We start from the raw sequence: 16,254 nt of genomic DNA on the forward strand, positions 1-16,254 counted from the left end.
AAAGATTAAGTTCGGTTTTGACTATGTTCGCTCTGATCGCTGCTATTCTGTTTTCTGGATTTATCCCGCAGCAAGTTCATGCAGAAACACCTCTTACACCAACAGCCACAACTGAAAATGCTTCTATTCAGCTCACGCCAGATGTACGTACCCTTGCCGTCATTAATACGTTTGATGGTGTAGCAGATTATTTAATTCGCTACAAACGACTGCCTGATAACTACATTACGAAATCACAAGCAAGTGCTCTCGGATGGGTGGCATCTAAGGGAAATCTAGCAGAAGTGGCGCCAGGTAAAAGCATCGGTGGAGATATTTTCTCAAACCGGGAAGGACGTCTTCCTTCAGCAAGCGGCCGCACATGGCGTGAGGCAGACATCAACTACGTTTCAGGCTTCCGCAATGCTGACCGTCTTGTGTATTCAAGCGACTGGCTCATTTACAAAACAACAGACCATTATGCGACTTTCACACGTATTCGATAATCAATACAAAAGACAGCCCTGTTTCATCTGGGGCTGTCTTTTAGTATGGTTTACGGTATAAGCTTTTTCACATAATCCTCAAAAGGAACCGGAAGCGGCTTTTTCGACACTTCTTCATGTTCATGTGTGGTGACATGATCCTCAGTAACGACCACACGTCCTGTTGGCGTGAGCTTTGACGCAAGCAGTCTTTTGTTAAAAGGAGAGGATTCATTTTCATAAATCTCGTGTCTCAATTGGACCAATGCAGCCTCGTCCACCTCGTTCAATGTGAAAGCATAGCCTGTTTCAGCACCATCTCCCTTATCTAACTGAAGCAGATGTGTCCCTTTTTCGGTTTCCTTTGCTTTGACGCGAAACCGAATAGACGCTCCTTCCACCCAATCTTCTGTAAAAGGCACAGGCTGAAGAGGTAAATTCACACCAAATCCCGCATCAATGAGAAAGCGTTCGTTATGATGCTTCAACATGATGGCTACATGCGTGCCATCAATGGCCCACGTGTCCGCTTCTTTGATATACACTGTCCCTTGAAGAAGCTGTACAGAGAGCCCTGCCTCTTTTAACACATAGTATAAGAGAGGATTGAGATCGTAACAAAGACCTCCTCTGTTTTCTTCAAGAAGATGCTGCTTCAACCCTTCTTGATTCAAAGCGTAGGATTGTTTGTTCAGAACAGATCTATTTTCGAATGGAAAGGTATAGGCCATTTTTTTTAATAATACAGGTAAGTCATTAAAGGTGATGGACTGACCTTCATATCCGATCTTCTGTAAAAAAGCTGATTGAATCATGACATTCCCTCCTAAAAAAACTGAGCCTTTGTAGAGACTCAGTTTTCTTGATTGATAAAATCTGTTAACGCCTCAATGGCTTCTTGTTCGTCCGCACCATCTGCAATCAGTGTGACAGTAACCCCAGAGCTGATCGCTAGACTCATGAGACCCATAATGCTTTTCGCATTGACTTTTTTCCCATCTTTCTCTAGAAAAATCTCAGCTCCAAAGCGATTAGCCTCTTGTACGAACAAAGCAGCTGGACGTGCCTGCAAGCCTGTTTTCAGCTGGATGGTGACCGTTTTTTCCACCATATGATCTGCCTCCCTTTTTCATTCTCCTATTTGAGTGTAACAGCTTGTCCGTTTCGTAATTGTTCTGCGATTTGATCTAGCTTTCTTAAACGGTGGTTAATCCCTGACTTGCTGATCTTGCCGCTTTCCACCATTTCTCCAAGTTCCTTCAGCGTGACCTCTTGATAGTCGACTCGCAGTTTAGCAATTTCACGAAGCTTTTCCGGCAGGGCATCAAGTCCAATTTTTTCATCAATAAATTGAATGTTCTCGACCTGACGCAGTGATGCACCAATCGTTTTATTCAAGTTTGCTGTTTCACAATTGACGAGCCGGTTGACGGAGTTCCTCATGTCTCGGACGATTCGCACATCTTCAAAGCGAAGCAGTGAGTTATGAGCGCCCACAACACTTAAAAATTCCGTGATTTTTTCTGCTTCCTTCATGTAAGTAATGTACCCTTTTTTGCGCTCAAGTGTTTTACTATTGAGATGAAATTGATTCATCAGCTCACAAAGGGCATCATTATGTTCTTTATATAGTGAAAAAATCTCAAGGTGATAGGAGGACGTTTCTGGGTTATTCACAGAACCGCCTGCTAAAAAAGCACCTCTCATATAGGAGCGCTTGCAGCATCTTTTCTTCACGAGCTCTTCTGAAATATTGCGCTCAAATACAAATTGCTCACCTAATATTTTTAAATCCTCTAAAATGGTTTTCGCTCGTTCTACCAGTCTGACAATATACACGTTATTCTTTTTCAATCTCATTTTTTTACGGACGAGCAGCTCGACTGTCACATCGTATTTCTTTTTAAGCAGCGTATAAATACGTCTTGCAATGGCTGCGTTCTCTGTCTGTATATCTAAAATCAATTTTCGATTAGAGAAAGATAATGAACCGTTCATACGGATGAGGGCAGAAAGCTCTGCTTTTGTGCAGCAGTCCTTCACGTCCAGATTAGTCAGCTCTTTTTTTGTTTCGGATGCAAATGACATCCTTGCCACCCCCATTCCTATTTTTTCTGATGCAGCAGATCGACAAGCAGCGAGGCTACTTTTAGCGTGTCATGACGAATGACATGCTGGTCGTATGTAATGATTTCTCCAGGAATCACTTCTAGTCCCATTGCTTTCAGTGCATCTGTGTCGAATTGGACAGGCTGTGCCTGTTCTTCTGCATATTTTGCTTTGATTTCTTCTGGAATTTCTTTATTGTTCACAAAAATCGTATCGATAAATGGACGATCCATATGATCATTTAATGCCTGAACATGATCAGCTGCACTGTAGGAAAGCGTTTCCCCCGGCTGCGTCATGACATTGCAAATATACACTTTTTTCGCCTTTGAGCGAATCACTTCTTCTCCAATATGCGGGACAAGCAAGTTTGGCAAAATACTCGTATACAGACTGCCAGGCCCAATGACGATCAAATCCGCCTCACGAATGACTTGAATAGATTCTGGCAGCGGTTCAATCGTATCGGGTGTGAGGAACACTCGTTTAATTCGCTCACCATAGGTGGGAATTTTCGATTCTCCTGTCACCATTTGCCCATTTTCTAATTCCGCATGAAGAACAACACTTGAATTTGCTGCTGGCAATACTTTTCCTCTCACATTTAAAACCTTGCTCATTTCAGTGACGGCATGAAAAAAATCACCGGTTATATTTGTCATGGCCGCAAGAATGAGGTTGCCGAGTGAGTGGCCTGTTAAGTCATTCCCTTTGTTAAAACGGTGCTGAAATAAATCTTCTACAAGCGGTTCAACATCAGAGAGAGCTGCAAGGACATTTCGAATATCACCTGGAGGGGGAATATTCAAATCATGCCGCAGTCTGCCTGAGCTGCCTCCGTCGTCAGCAACCGTTACTATAGCGGTAATGTCCACTGGCTTCGTTTTTAGCCCTCTGAGCAAAACAGATAAGCCAGTGCCGCCGCCAAGAATGACCACCTTTGGTAGTGTCGTCATCTATTTTCTGCTTCTCTTTTCAATGTCCCGGTGAGTGACATGTGTATAGTAATCGTTTTTAAAATACTCCGATAAATAGTTGGCCAGCGTCACAGATCGATGCTGCCCGCCTGTACAGCCGATGGCGATCACAAGCTGACTTTTTCCTTCCCTCTTATACGACGGAAGCATAAAGCTGAGAAGATCGATTAATTTCTCTGTGAATTTTTGCGTTTCACTCCATTTCATCACATAGGAGCGCACTTCTTCATCGTTTCCAGTCTGTGGACGCATACTCTCAATATAGTAAGGATTCGGCAGGAATCTCACGTCAAAGACAAGATCAGCATCAATCGGCAGACCGTATTTAAAGCCAAAGGACATCACGTTTACTGTAAACACCTGACCTTGGTTTGTGGCAAAGTGCGTGACGATTTTTTCTCGCAGCTGTTTTGGTTTTAAATCCGATGTATCAAAAATCATTTGAGACCGGCCTTTTAACTCCTCTAACAGCTCGCGCTCCATTGCAATTCCTTCAAGCGGCAAACCTGTTGTCGCAAGGGGGTGCGAACGTCTCGTTTCTTTGTATCTTGAGACAAGCACCTTATCATTTGCATCTAAAAATAGAATCCTTGGCGTGATCCAGTCAAGATCACTCATTTCATCTAATGCCGCAATTAAGCTGTCAAAAAATTCGCGTCCGCGCAAATCCATCACAAGAGCGACCTTGCTCATCTTGGAATTCGATTCCTTCATGAGCTCTAGGAACTTCGGTAAAAGTGATGGCGGCAGGTTATCAACACAAAAGTAGCCTAAATCTTCAAAGCTTTGAATGGCGACGGTTTTCCCCGCACCTGACATTCCTGTAATAATCACAAGCTGAATATCTTCTTGTTTGTGTGTATTCATGCCTGCTTCCTCTCCTTCTTTATGAAAACGGTTCATGTATTATTCTCCCTGAGGATCTAACCGATAAGCAATCAGCTCAAAATCGGGTGTATACGTAAAAGTGCCGTGCAGAAGTCCTTTTCCTTTGAGCATGAAATCAAGAATATGGGAATCTCCTGGAGCCATCGGCAAATGAGGCACATCCTTTACGTCATGCCATTTTAAAATGCCTTCCTCTGACTCTGTTACGTTTTTTCCGGTAAATGAATCTGCCATAAAGGTGAACATCATCCACTCTTGAACGATTTGATCGCCTTCTTTTATGATAAAGGTAAAAACACCTTTCAGTTGCGGATTTAAAATATAAATACCTGTTTCTTCTCTATATTCTCGAACGACTGAATCTTTGACCGATTCTCCGCTTTCCATTTTGCCGCCCGGTGCTACCCACCAGCCCCGTCTTGGCTTTTGCAGCAAGAGAACTTGATCTTCGTGATGCAGCACACAATTGGTTACTCGTTGCATCAGCTGTCACCTACTCTTTTATGTCTTTAACTTATTATACAGGTTCAACCTGACTCCCACAATGAACATGCCCGTTCTTCCCCGAAAACAGACCGGTTTTCGTTTGAATGATGTAACGAGCCATTTCTCTACTCTTTATTTTACAGCATCTAACGGTTCTCCATGCGTCATTTGTGAACATCTGGTGAATTTCTGATTTCAGGCAAAAAAAAGGACACGGATTCACATCCGTGCCAAACATGTATTCCTTATAAAAGGGGGTCAATTACTAGTTTTATCATAACGGAAAATTATTTCACCCGTGTTACATTCCAGTTAAAAGCCCATGACGCTATATTAAGGATTTACGACAGCCATTTATTTCGTTGCTTTGAGTTTTTCAGCAAGCTCTTCTACATAATGCTGTGCGCTTTGTGCTGCAATACTTCCGTCTCCTGTTGCTGTGACAATTTGACGAAGTGTTTTTTCACGAATGTCACCCGCTGCGAAAATACCTTCCACTCTCGTTTCCATTCTTTCGTTTGTCTCGATGTAGCCTTCTTTATTTGTAATGCCGAGATTTTCAAATGGTTTAGACAGTGGCAGCATTCCGATATAGATAAAGGCGCCGTCTGTTTTAAACTCTTCTTCTTCACCAGTCACCGTATCAACCAATGTCACACTGCCGACTTTCCCGTTTTCTTCATTGATCTGTTTCACGGTTTTGTTCCACATGAAGTCAATTTTTTCATTATCAAAGGCACGCGCTTGTAAAATGCTTTGTGCACGAAGTTTATCGCGTCTATGGATAATCGTTACTTTAGAAGCGAAGCGTGTGAGATACACACCCTCTTCTACAGCAGAATCTCCGCCGCCAATGACGACAAGCTCTTTGTTTTTAAAGAATGCTCCGTCACATACTGCACAATATGATACGCCGCGGCCGCCAAGTTCTTTTTCACCTGGTGCACCGATTTTTTTGTATTCAGCCCCTGCCGCGATAATGACAGAGCGTCCTTTGTATTCTTTTGAGCCGGCTTTGACGATTTTGTATTCTTCACCGTTCACGATTTCTTTGATATCGCCATACGCATACTCTGCACCGAATTTCTTCGCATGCTCAAACATTTTATTTGAAAGTTCCGGCCCCAAAATGCTTTCAAAGCCAGGATAGTTCTCGACATCTTCCGTATTCGCCATTTGTCCGCCTGGAATTCCTCTTTCAATCATTAATGTTGAAAGATTTCCCCGTGATGTATAAACAGCGGCTGTCATTCCGGCAGGACCCGCTCCAATGATGATCGTATCGTAGATTTTTTCTTCTGACACAACTGTCACTCCCTCTTCAATTGCTGCTCGCATTTCTTATTAGAATGCCCTTGGGTGATGCTTCCATTCATGACAGAGAGCATCATTTCCACTCTTAGCTTTTATTCCTTACCCATATCCTATTAAATCTGCGGGGAATAAGCGAATCATTTGCTCATATCTTCAAAAAAAGAAAAAGCTTCCTTAAACTGCTGTTTAAGGAAGCCTGTTTACGGTTATATAAAAAGTAATGATTTATTCAACGACTCTTCTTACAACGCCTTTGAATGCTTTTTTCCAGTATACGTTGCTCATTGAGTCAACTGAAACACCGCGAGAGCTGTTATCGTTCAAGAATGTACCGTTTCCTAAGTAAATACCAACGTGTCCATTTACTTTATACGTATCAAAGAACACAAGGTCTCCGCGTTTCATGTCAGATGCACTTACAGCTCTTCCTTTACCTACAAGCGAATCTGTTGTTGTACCGCCAACTGGTCCAAGGTTGATACCTGCTGATGCAAATGCCCAGCGAACGAATGAAGAACAGTCAAAACGACGTGCGTCAATATCGGCTTGTGATCTGCCGCCGCCCCATTTATATGGAGATTGTCCAACAATAGTAGAACCTGTGCTGATTGCACCTTCAATTCCGCCTACGTTACTGCTGACAGGTGATCCACCGCCAGTAGATGGCTTCTTGCTTGGTGAACTGCTGTTGCTGTTATTATTGTTATTGTTGTTATTAGATGACCCGCTGTTACTTGAAGACGGGCTGCTATCGTTATTTGAGCTGTTGTCTTCCGCTTGAACACTAGCTTGACGCTGCTGCTGTTGTCTTTGCGCTTTTTCTTCTTTTGCTTTTTGAGCTGCTTCTCTAGCTTCTTTTTCAGCTTGTTTTTGGGCAGCTACTGTTGCATCCTTTTCAGATGCAATGCTGTTAGCCTCACTGTTTAACTCGCTGATTTCAGAAAAAGCACTTCCTTTTTGCTTTTTCACTTGCTTGAATAGCTTGTCTTTTTCATCAAGCTGTTTATTCAAGTCTGATTGAAGTGTTTCAAGCTTTGCAAGTGTGCTTTGCACATTTTCAAGCTTTGTGTTTAATTCGTTCTCAGACTTTTGAAGCTCTGCTTTGTCTTTTTCCTGCTCTTTAATGATTTCACTGTCTGCGTTGATCAATGTAGAAACTGCACCTGCACGGCTGATGAAATCGCTAAAGCTTTTTGCTCCTAGTAATACATCTATGTATTTCGTCGAACCACCGCTCTCTTGAAGGGCACGTACACGCTTTTTCAAGAACTCGTTTCTTTCTTCAATACGTTTTTCTGTATCAGCAATTTCTTTTTTCAGTGCTTTGATTTCTTTTTTTGTTTTTTCATTTTCTTTTTGTTTTTCTTCGATTTGATCACTTGTTTTTAAAGCTTTCTCATCAATATCTTTAAGCTTTTGTGCAAGTGCCTCTTGTTTTGCTTCAAGCTTTGAAAGCTCTTCTTTTTTCTTTTGAAGATTCTTGTTTACCTCAGATTGCTTGCTGTCTAGTTCTTGTTTCTTTTGTTCAAAGTTCTGTGCGTTTGCTTCATGTGTAAATGGAATAAATAAACCGCTCGCTCCGATCACCGAAGCTAAACCGAAAGTAATAAACTTTTTCACAAATAGTTCCTCCTTTGACAATTTCCCAAGCGACATTAGAAAGCAGCAAATTCTCTGCGACCAATCTGTGCTCTCTATGTCTTTCTTCCTGATTGTTCAGTCAGATGTTGACCAGATTGTTTCATCACTGGGTGTTTCATTATGTATAGTAAAATATTTAAATATCTATCTTTGTTTTAATCCACGATTTTCATTATACATGAGACATCGACAAAATGAGCTAATATTTTTATTACATTTATGTTTCAAAAACATGTCGTGATTGTCATACTTCGCCAATTCCTTGCAAATCCCACCTTTTTATCCAAGAAAAAAGCATGACCTTTTCGGCCATGCTGGGATGTTCTGAATCTATTTACCTATTTAATCAATTAACGTACAGATTTCTCGTTCGTATTTTGACAGTGTTTGAACACTGATTTGAAAAGCAGACGCAATGTCTTTTTTGCTGACAGCTGATTCTTCTTGTTCATTCATCCATAGATAATAAGATGCTGCTGCCCAGGCAGGCGCATTTTTCTTATCAATACCAGAAGCACGTGCCTGCTGAATAATATGGAATAACCAAAAATAAGGCATATGGCTGTCAGGCTGAACGGCTTCCTCTAAACTGGATGCCGCCTGTTTTGCAAAAACTGCATCTTCTGAAAAAGACTTTTCTTTCATTTCATCTTCATACAAAAGCAGTTCTATGAATTGCTGTTCAAAGGCCGTTTTCGCTGCACGTGCATCAAGGACAGACTGCAGAACGTCACGTTCTCCTTTTTGTTTGCTGACATAGTACGCAGTCAGACGTTCCTCAATCGAGACCATTGGCTCAGTCTCCTCAGGTTTATCCTGCCACGGCTTGATCTCATCTGCGTCGATATCTTCTTCGACCATCTTATCCCAAACCGTTTGGGCGAGCGTTTTGTGGCCTGTATGATAGGCTGCGCTTGCAAGCCAGTATAAAAATGTACTATCTCCCTGAAAACCTGTTTTGTACAAAGAATAAAGCCATTTAAAGGCCCATTCAAATTCTCCTACAAGGGCAAATGTTGCACCAAGCTTATAACGCTGTTCACTTAGTATTGGATACACGTGCGTTAATTGCTTCGCTAACTTGTTGACCTTCTCTTCTTCTTTTTCATAATGGTAGAAGACTAGCTGATTGCAAAGGGCATGCAGATTACCGGGATTTTCATGAAGGACCCGGTTCAACATTTCTTTCGCCTGATGGATTCGGCCAGAATAAAAATAGGCCAAAGCGAGATTGTTATACGCTGACCAAAATTCTGGATACTCAACAATCATCTGTTCCAGCATCTCAATGGCTTCATCGAGTCTGCCGCTTTCAAGCAAATGGTTTGCTTGATCCTGCTTCACAATCAGGTCATCCTGATCATAAGGAAAATCTTCGTCCTCTTCGTCGCTCATATCGAGCAGGTCCAAGAGATCGTCATTTTCATCCGCAAATTCCCCGTTCTCTTCCAGTGCGGCATAAGCAGTAGCTGATTTATATGCCTCTTGAAATAGTCCGAGATTGGCATAATTATTGGCTTTAAAGTAGTGACACTCAGACATGTTTTCATCGATGTGTTCGAGGATGAAATCAAGCAGTTCGTTTGATTGCTGGTAATGACCCATTTCAGTATAAATAATGGCAAGCTGTGACAGCATTTCTACATTTTCAGGCTCAAGTACGATGGCCCGCTGTATTAGCTTACTTGCCCTAGACAAATTTCTTTCTCTATATGCTTTAAGACCTTTATGAAAAAAGTAATGCCCATCTTGAAAAAGCTGGACGACTTGTGTGTGATTATTTTGAGAAGTGTATTTACTCACCGATACCCTCCATTTCGAACAGTGTACCGTGTGTAGTATAACATACTTCACCAGTCGTCACATAGAACAAAAGGAAAGGAAGGATTTGTTTTTCATTTAAAAATAAAAAGCCTGGGATATCCCCCGGCTTTTCATTCACCTTGATGACGCTTTTTTAATACCTTTAATACATCATCAAGCGGTAATTGCTGTTCACGTAATAGCACAAGAAGATGATAGAGGAGGTCCGCTGTTTCCCATTTCAATTCTTCTTGATCCCGGTTTTTCGCTGCAATGATCACCTCAGACGCTTCTTCCCCTACCTTTTTCAGGATTTTATCGACCCCTTTTTCAAATAGATAGGTAGTATAAGCACCTTCAGGCATTTCCGCCTGACGCTTTGCAATGACCTGTTCAAGTTCATTTAATATCGCAAAACGATCCTGCTCTTCGCTTTGACGCTTTACGCCTTCTTCCGAAAAACAGCTATAGCTGCCAGTATGACAGGCTGGGCCGCTTGGCGCGACAAGGACAAGCAAAGCGTCCTTGTCGCAGTCATATCGGATAGAACTCACTTGCTGGGTATGTCCGGAGGTGGCGCCTTTGTGCCAAAGCTCGTTTCTCGACCGGCTATAAAACCATGTTTCACCTGTCTCCAGCGTTTTTTCATAGGATTCTTGATTCATATATGCCAGCGTCAGTACTTCCTTACTTTGAGCATCCTGTACAATCGCAGGAATCAGGCCTGCTTCATTAAAAGTTAATTCATTTGCCTGTTTCATCTGACCTTCACCCCGTGTTCTCTCAAATATGTCTTTACCTCGTGAATGGAGGTTTCTTTGTAATGGAAAATGGAGGCTGCTAATGCTGCATCAGCTTCTCCTTTTGTAAATGCCTCCAGCATATGCTGGGCATTGCCAGCGCCGCCAGAAGCGATAACTGGCACAGTGACTGCCTCTGATACAAGCTTTGTCAATCGATGATCAAAGCCTGTCTTTTCACCATCGGCATCCATACTTGTCAGTAAAATCTCTCCTGCACCTCTTTGCACAGCTTCCTTCGCCCAGTCGCTAACCTCTAAATCTGTTTGACGGCGTCCCCCGTGTGTATAGACCATATATGCTTTTTTCTCTTCATCGTATTTTGCATCAATTGCGACAACGATACACTGGGAGCCAAAAAAGTCAGCACCTTCTGAAATCAGTTCTGGCCTTAACACAGCTGCTGTATTGACAGATACTTTGTCTGCACCCGCTCTTAATATACGCTTCATGTCATCAAGGTGGTTAATCCCGCCTCCTACCGTAAATGGTATGGCAAGAGTGGACGCGACTTGTTTAACCACATCCACCATCGTTTTCCGGCCTTCATGCGACGCAGAAATATCTAGAAAGACAAGTTCATCCGCCCCTGCCTCATCATAGATCTGCGCTAATTCTACCGGATCACCAGCATCCTTTAAGCCTAGGAATTGCACTCCTTTGACAACACGCCCTTCCTTCACATCAAGACATGGGATGATTCGTTTTGTCATCATATGCGGTCAAGCCCTTCAAATGCTTCCGCTAAAGTAAACTGCTTCGTGTAAAGTGCTTTTCCAATGATCGCACCAGACACACCAGTTTCTTTTTGCGCTGACAGCTTTTGAAGATCAGCTACCGCGCTGACACCGCCTGAAGCAATCACTTGTTTGCCGGTTGCTTCTGCTAAGCGAACCGTGCTTTCCACATTGGGACCAGACAGCATGCCATCCATTTGAATATCGGTGAAAATAAAGACCTCTGCGCCTTCCTTTGCCAATTCCCTGCCGAGCTCCTCTGCCTTCACTTTAGACGTTTCAAGCCACCCTTCAGTCGATACAAAGCCATTTCGCGCATCAATCCCAATTGCGATTTTCTCTCCATATTGCGCCAGCATTTTTTTCACAAAGGCTGGGTTAGATACAGCTGAGCTGCCAAGTATCACTCTATCGACGCCGCTCTTTAAATAAAAAGCAACGTCTTCTTCTGTCCGAATACCGCCGCCGATTTGTACCTTCACATCTAAAGAAGATGCAATCGCCAGCACATGCTCATGATTGACACGTTTCCCTGCTTTTGCACCATCTAGATCCACAAGATGAATCCACGTTGCTCCATCCTTCGCAAATTTCGCGGCCATGTCGAGCGGTGAATCTCCATAAATGGTTTCTTGATCATAATCACCTTGTACAAGACGTACACATTTGCCATTTCTCATATCAATCGCTGGATATAATGTAAACTCACTCATTTGCTCACCCTCTGTTCGTTTGCTAATTGAATAAATTGTTTGAGCAGCGCCATTCCCGTTGTACTGCTTTTTTCAGGGTGAAACTGTGCACCAAGCACATTTCCCTTGCCAACGATTGCTGGTACTTGAACACCATAGTCCGCGCTTGCTAATTGCTCATCTGGGTTCATATCACTCACATAATAAGAGTGAACAAAGTATGCAAATCCTTCTGGTACACCGTCAAACAATGGGGAGGGCTGATGAAATGTGAGCTCATTCCACCCCATATGAGGTACCTTCAGCCTTTTCCCGTCCTGATCACGATCTTTTAAAAGAACGACACGCCCTTTTAACAGCCCCAATCCTTTTGTGCGGCCTGCCTCTTCGCTTTCTTCAAATAACAGCTGCATGCCAAGGCAAATGCCGAATAACAGCTTTCCTTCCTGCACAACTTGATGAATAAACGCCTCAAGTCCAGTCTCTTTTAACAGCTGCATTGCATCACGAAACGAACCAACTCCGGGCAAAATATAAGCATCTGCTTTTTTCAGCTCCTCCACATCAGAGGAAACGATATAACGGGCACCTGCTCGTTCCAGTGCTTTTGATACGCTGAACAAATTTCCCATTCCGTAATCAATGACTCCGATCATTAGAGCATCCCCTTTGTCGAAGGAATTCCTTTCACACGTGGATCAATGGTTGTTGCTTCATCTAAGGCACGTGCCATCGCTTTAAAAATGGCTTCAATCATATGGTGTGTATTCGTTCCGTAGTGAACAATGACATGAAGGTTGATCCGGGCTTCAAGTGCAAATTTCCACAGAAACTCATGTACTAGCTCTGTATCAAAGGTACCTACCTTTTGACTTGGAAAGGCCGCTCTCATTTCCAAATGAGGACGATTGCTTAAATCGACCACGACCTGGGCAAGAGTTTCGTCCATCGGAACAAAGCTTGAACCATACCGCTTAATTCCCTTTTTATCGCCTAACGCTTCCTTAAACATTTGCCCGAGCACAATGCCGATATCTTCTGTTGTGTGGTGATCATCAACATCCGTATCTCCTTTCGCATCGACGGTCAAATTAAAGTGTCCATGCTTCGTAAATAAATCAAGCATGTGCGTCATAAAAGGGACGTCTGTTTGAATATCCGCTTTTCCTTCTCCATCAATTTCTAGCGCTAATGAAATGTTCGTTTCATTTGTTTTTCTCGCTGTTTTCGCCTGTCTCATTACGATTCCTCCCGCTTTCTCGCTTCAATCGACCTTGCATGTGCTTCAAGCCCTTCTAATCTGGCAAAAGCGGCAATGCTTTCCCGGTGTGTTTCAAAGGCCTCTTGACTATATGAAATAATGCTCGTTTTCTTTTGAAAATCAGTCACACCAAGCGGGCTGGAGAATCGAGCTGTTCCGTTTGTTGGCAGCACATGATTCGGCCCTGCAAAATAATCGCCCACCGGCTCTGGACTATAGCGTCCTAAGAAAATCGCACCCGCATGCTTGATTTGACCAAGAAGTGATTCTGGATATGCTGTCAGCACCTCTAAGTGCTCTGGTGCTAATTGATTGACGACGTCTACTGCACGATCAATTGATTCTGTCACGTAAATATGGCCATGATCTTGAATGGATTGTGCTGCGATTGATTTTCTCGGCAAAGTATCAAGCTGCTTTCTGACTTCAGCCTGCACGCTTTCAGCAAGTGTCTTAGACGGTGTTACCAAAATACTAGATGCAAGGGCATCATGCTCTGCCTGCGAAAGTAAATCCGCCGCTACCTCATGCGCGACTGCTGTTTCGTCTGCTAGAACTGCAATTTCACTTGGACCTGCAATCATATCAATATCTACCTGACCAAATACTTCCCTCTTTGCCAGCGCTACATAAATGTTCCCTGGACCTGTGATTTTATCAACAGGCTTGATGCTTTCCGTTCCATAGGCAAGTGCCGCAATTGCCTGTGCACCGCCCATTTTATACATCTCAGAAATACCAAGCTCCTTCGCCGCAGCTAAGACAGCGTCAGAGAGACGTCCATCTTTCCCAGGGGGTGTCACAAGAACGATTCGTTCAACGCCAGCGACTAGCGCAGGGATTACATTCATTAAGACGGATGATGGATAGGCAGCTGTTCCGCCCGGGACATACACACCTACCGCATCAAGCGGTGTCACCTTTTGACCAAGCATTGAGCCGTCCTTTTGGTGATAAAACCAAGAAGAGGTCAGCTGGCGCTCATGGTATGTGCGAATATGCTTGATAGCCGTTTGGATAATCTGAACCATCTCTTTATCCAAGCGGTCACAGGCTTTTGCCATTTCATCCTCTGTAACAAGCGGATCTTCAATCAACACCCCGTCAAATTGCTTTGTAAAAGACCGTACAGCTTCATCACCATTTGTTCTCACTTCTTGTATAATGCGCTGAACAGTCTGACGCTGCTCTTCTGTTCCTGTATCTAAAGTCCGTTTGAGTGAGAGAGTATCTGTCTCACCTTCTTGTATGCAGGTGATGTTCATGATGATTCCTCCTCTTCACCTTCAATAATTCTTGCAAGACGCTGTGCCATTTCATCGATCACCGTATCCTTCATCCTGTAGCTCACAGGATTGACAATAAAACGTGACGTGATATCACAAATATGCTCTGTTTCCACAAGTCCATTTTCCTTTAGTGTTTGACCTGTAGAGACAATGTCAACAATGCGATCGGCAAGCCCAATGAGCGGTGCTAATTCAATGGAACCATTCAGCTTAATGATCTCCACCTGCTCCCCTTGCTCTCTAAAATAGGACGATGCGACATTTGGGTACTTTGTTGCCACACGCGGTGCGACACCACCCCAGCTCGCTCCTGGCAAGCCAGCAACAGCTAAATGACATTTACTGATGTTTAAATCGAGCACTTCATACACATCACGAGCTTCTTCGAGCATGACATCCTTCCCTGCAATGCCAACATCCGCCACACCGTGCTCTACGTAAGTGGTCACATCCATTGGCTTGGCTAAAATAAAGCGGAGGTTTTCTTCTGGTACATCAATGATTAATTTTCTTGAATCCTCGAATTCCTCTGGCAGCTGGTACCCCGCCTGTCTTAACAGCCCGGCTGCTTCTTCAAATATCCGGCCCTTTGGCATTGCCATCGTCAACACTTTACCCATTTCGCTCTTCCTTTCTAGCGCCGATAAAATAAGTCACCTGTTCAAATGCCTTGGTCATCGCGTCAATATTTTCAATCCCCGCTAAGTCTTGCAGGACGATCTTTTTCCCTTTTGACCGCTCCTTTTCTGCAAAAGCAAAAGCTTCAAGTCTTTGTTCTTTGCTAAAAATCACAGCTTCCTGCGGCTCATTGATCTCTTTCGCATCCAGCGCTTCAAGAAGACGGTCTAGTCGAAGCCCGAACCCTGTAGCTGGTGCGGGTGCATTAAAATGAGCAAGTAATTGATCATATCTACCGCCACTTCCGATGACCGATCCAACATGATCAGCAAATACTTCAAACAAAATACCCGTATAATAGCTCATATGACTCACCATGCTTAAATCTAAACGGATATATTCTGTACAGCCGTAATCTTCAAGTGTCTCCCATAGCGACTTTAGCTGTGCGAGCACCTCTTTTCCTTCTTGTGAAACGACGATTTCCTCTGCCCGCTCTATCACTTCTTGGCCGCCTCTTAACTCTAAAAGCTGTAACAGCCTCATTTTATCGATGGAGGAAAGCGGTAATTGTTTCACATGCTGACGGTATCCTACATAATTCTTTTCATATAAGAAGCGGCGAAGGACGTTTGCACGCTCTGTATTTCCGAGTACATCGACAAATAACGTCTCTGCTAAAGCGACATGCCCAATCGCGATTTTGAAGGACCTTAGCCCGGCATTTTTTAAGGCAAATACGGCAAGTGCGATGACTTCAGCATCTGCACTAATTGAACCATCACCAATCAATTCAATTCCGACCTGCTCAAATTCCGAAGGCCTTCCGCCTTCTCTTTCCTGCGCACGAAACACACTCGCTGCATACCCGACACGAAGCGGATACGCCTGTTCATGAAGCTTAGAAGCCGCCACCCTTGCAATCGGACCTGTCATATCAGGTCTCAGTACAAGGGTTTGCCCGTTTTGATCAAGAAGTTTAAAAAGTTGTGTATCAGTAATCGCCGATTGCACACCGACTGTATCGTAAAATTCAAGCGTTGGTGTCTCCATTAAACGGAAACCCCAACCATTCATAACATCTGTTAAAGAATGTCTCACTTTTTTCTTCGTCTCATACAATCCAGGTAATGAATCCCGCATACCATATGGTTTCTCAAACATAAACATGTTCT

17 protein-coding genes and 1 pseudogene are annotated in these 16,254 nt (G+C 43.3%); 1 reads left to right on the top strand and 17 read right to left on the bottom strand.

Annotation, left to right across the window (positions count from 1 at the left end):
• Positions 1 to 158: 158 nt before the first annotated feature.
• Positions 159 to 485 (top strand): annotated as a pseudogene (locus tag NSQ72_RS16135) (ribonuclease); the annotation flags it as partial.
• A gap of 50 nt (positions 486 to 535) precedes the next feature.
• Here the strand turns inward: NSQ72_RS16135 and NSQ72_RS16140 are convergent.
• The 17 genes from NSQ72_RS16140 to NSQ72_RS16220 all read right to left on the bottom strand — a co-directional run bounded on the left by NSQ72_RS16140 (position 536) and on the right by NSQ72_RS16220 (position 16,249).
• Entirely contained in the window at positions 536 to 1,279 is a 744-nt protein-coding gene (locus NSQ72_RS16140; RefSeq protein ID WP_341084650.1) for an arylamine N-acetyltransferase family protein, read from the bottom strand.
• A gap of 38 nt (positions 1,280 to 1,317) precedes the next feature.
• Positions 1,318 to 1,575 (bottom strand): HPr family phosphocarrier protein, encoded by a 258-nt coding sequence (locus tag NSQ72_RS16145; RefSeq protein ID WP_338592895.1) that lies wholly within the window; start codon positions 1,573 to 1,575, stop codon positions 1,318 to 1,320.
• A gap of 26 nt (positions 1,576 to 1,601) precedes the next feature.
• On the bottom strand, positions 1,602 to 2,552 hold the full coding sequence (whiA, locus tag NSQ72_RS16150) for a DNA-binding protein WhiA (RefSeq protein ID WP_024423550.1): 951 nt from the start codon (positions 2,550 to 2,552) through the stop codon (positions 1,602 to 1,604).
• Positions 2,553 to 2,569: 17 nt separating this feature from the next.
• Positions 2,570 to 3,529, bottom strand: a complete 960-nt coding sequence (locus tag NSQ72_RS16155) for a gluconeogenesis factor YvcK family protein (protein WP_034281026.1) — start codon at positions 3,527 to 3,529, stop codon at positions 2,570 to 2,572.
• The gene (gene rapZ, locus NSQ72_RS16160) at positions 3,530 to 4,417 is read right to left on the bottom strand and encodes an RNase adapter RapZ (protein WP_039183329.1); all 888 of its coding nucleotides are present in this window, start codon (positions 4,415 to 4,417) and stop codon (positions 3,530 to 3,532) included.
• Positions 4,418 to 4,456: 39 nt separating this feature from the next.
• The gene (locus NSQ72_RS16165) at positions 4,457 to 4,921 is read right to left on the bottom strand and encodes an 8-oxo-dGTP diphosphatase (RefSeq protein WP_024423553.1); all 465 of its coding nucleotides are present in this window, start codon (positions 4,919 to 4,921) and stop codon (positions 4,457 to 4,459) included.
• Positions 4,922 to 5,278: 357 nt separating this feature from the next.
• The gene (gene trxB / locus NSQ72_RS16170) at positions 5,279 to 6,229 is read right to left on the bottom strand and encodes a thioredoxin-disulfide reductase (RefSeq protein WP_039183330.1); all 951 of its coding nucleotides are present in this window, start codon (positions 6,227 to 6,229) and stop codon (positions 5,279 to 5,281) included.
• Positions 6,230 to 6,463: 234 nt separating this feature from the next.
• Positions 6,464 to 7,858 carry a C40 family peptidase gene (locus NSQ72_RS16175; RefSeq protein WP_058837575.1) on the bottom strand — a complete coding sequence of 465 codons (1,395 nt, stop codon included), beginning with the start codon at positions 7,856 to 7,858 and terminating at the stop codon, positions 6,464 to 6,466.
• Between the two features lie 363 nt (positions 7,859 to 8,221).
• Positions 8,222 to 9,682, bottom strand: coding sequence for a tetratricopeptide repeat protein (locus NSQ72_RS16180; protein ID WP_144490035.1), 1,461 nt, complete (start codon positions 9,680 to 9,682; stop codon positions 8,222 to 8,224).
• 131 nt (positions 9,683 to 9,813) lie between these two features.
• Positions 9,814 to 10,443: a bifunctional phosphoribosyl-AMP cyclohydrolase/phosphoribosyl-ATP diphosphatase HisIE gene (gene hisIE / locus NSQ72_RS16185; RefSeq protein ID WP_058837573.1), complete on the bottom strand. Its 630-nt coding sequence runs from the start codon at positions 10,441 to 10,443 to the stop codon at positions 9,814 to 9,816.
• Positions 10,440 to 11,198, bottom strand: a complete 759-nt coding sequence (gene hisF / locus NSQ72_RS16190; RefSeq protein ID WP_047201833.1) for an imidazole glycerol phosphate synthase subunit HisF — start codon at positions 11,196 to 11,198, stop codon at positions 10,440 to 10,442. Before hisF ends, hisIE begins: the two co-directional genes overlap by 4 nt.
• The gene (hisA, locus tag NSQ72_RS16195; protein ID WP_058837572.1) at positions 11,195 to 11,932 is read right to left on the bottom strand and encodes a 1-(5-phosphoribosyl)-5-[(5-phosphoribosylamino)methylideneamino]imidazole-4-carboxamide isomerase; all 738 of its coding nucleotides are present in this window, start codon (positions 11,930 to 11,932) and stop codon (positions 11,195 to 11,197) included. The genes hisF and hisA overlap by 4 nt, the downstream gene beginning before the upstream one ends.
• The gene (gene hisH / locus NSQ72_RS16200; RefSeq protein WP_058837571.1) at positions 11,929 to 12,567 is read right to left on the bottom strand and encodes an imidazole glycerol phosphate synthase subunit HisH; all 639 of its coding nucleotides are present in this window, start codon (positions 12,565 to 12,567) and stop codon (positions 11,929 to 11,931) included. The genes hisA and hisH overlap by 4 nt, the downstream gene beginning before the upstream one ends.
• Positions 12,567 to 13,151, bottom strand: a complete 585-nt coding sequence (gene hisB, locus NSQ72_RS16205; protein WP_024423560.1) for an imidazoleglycerol-phosphate dehydratase HisB — start codon at positions 13,149 to 13,151, stop codon at positions 12,567 to 12,569. Before hisB ends, hisH begins: the two co-directional genes overlap by 1 nt.
• A complete protein-coding gene (gene hisD / locus NSQ72_RS16210) occupies positions 13,151 to 14,437 on the bottom strand; it encodes a histidinol dehydrogenase (protein ID WP_341084655.1) in 1,287 nt (428 codons plus the stop codon). Before hisD ends, hisB begins: the two co-directional genes overlap by 1 nt.
• Positions 14,434 to 15,081 (bottom strand): ATP phosphoribosyltransferase, encoded by a 648-nt coding sequence (gene hisG / locus NSQ72_RS16215; protein ID WP_058837569.1) that lies wholly within the window; start codon positions 15,079 to 15,081, stop codon positions 14,434 to 14,436. Before hisG ends, hisD begins: the two co-directional genes overlap by 4 nt.
• Positions 15,074 to 16,249 carry an ATP phosphoribosyltransferase regulatory subunit gene (locus NSQ72_RS16220; protein WP_126682340.1) on the bottom strand — a complete coding sequence of 392 codons (1,176 nt, stop codon included), beginning with the start codon at positions 16,247 to 16,249 and terminating at the stop codon, positions 15,074 to 15,076. The genes hisG and NSQ72_RS16220 overlap by 8 nt, the downstream gene beginning before the upstream one ends.
• Positions 16,250 to 16,254 lie beyond the last annotated feature (5 nt).

The organism is Bacillus sp. FSL R5-0659, assembly GCF_038008785.1.
GTDB classification, from domain to species: Bacteria; Bacillota; Bacilli; order Bacillales; family Bacillaceae; genus Bacillus; species Bacillus safensis.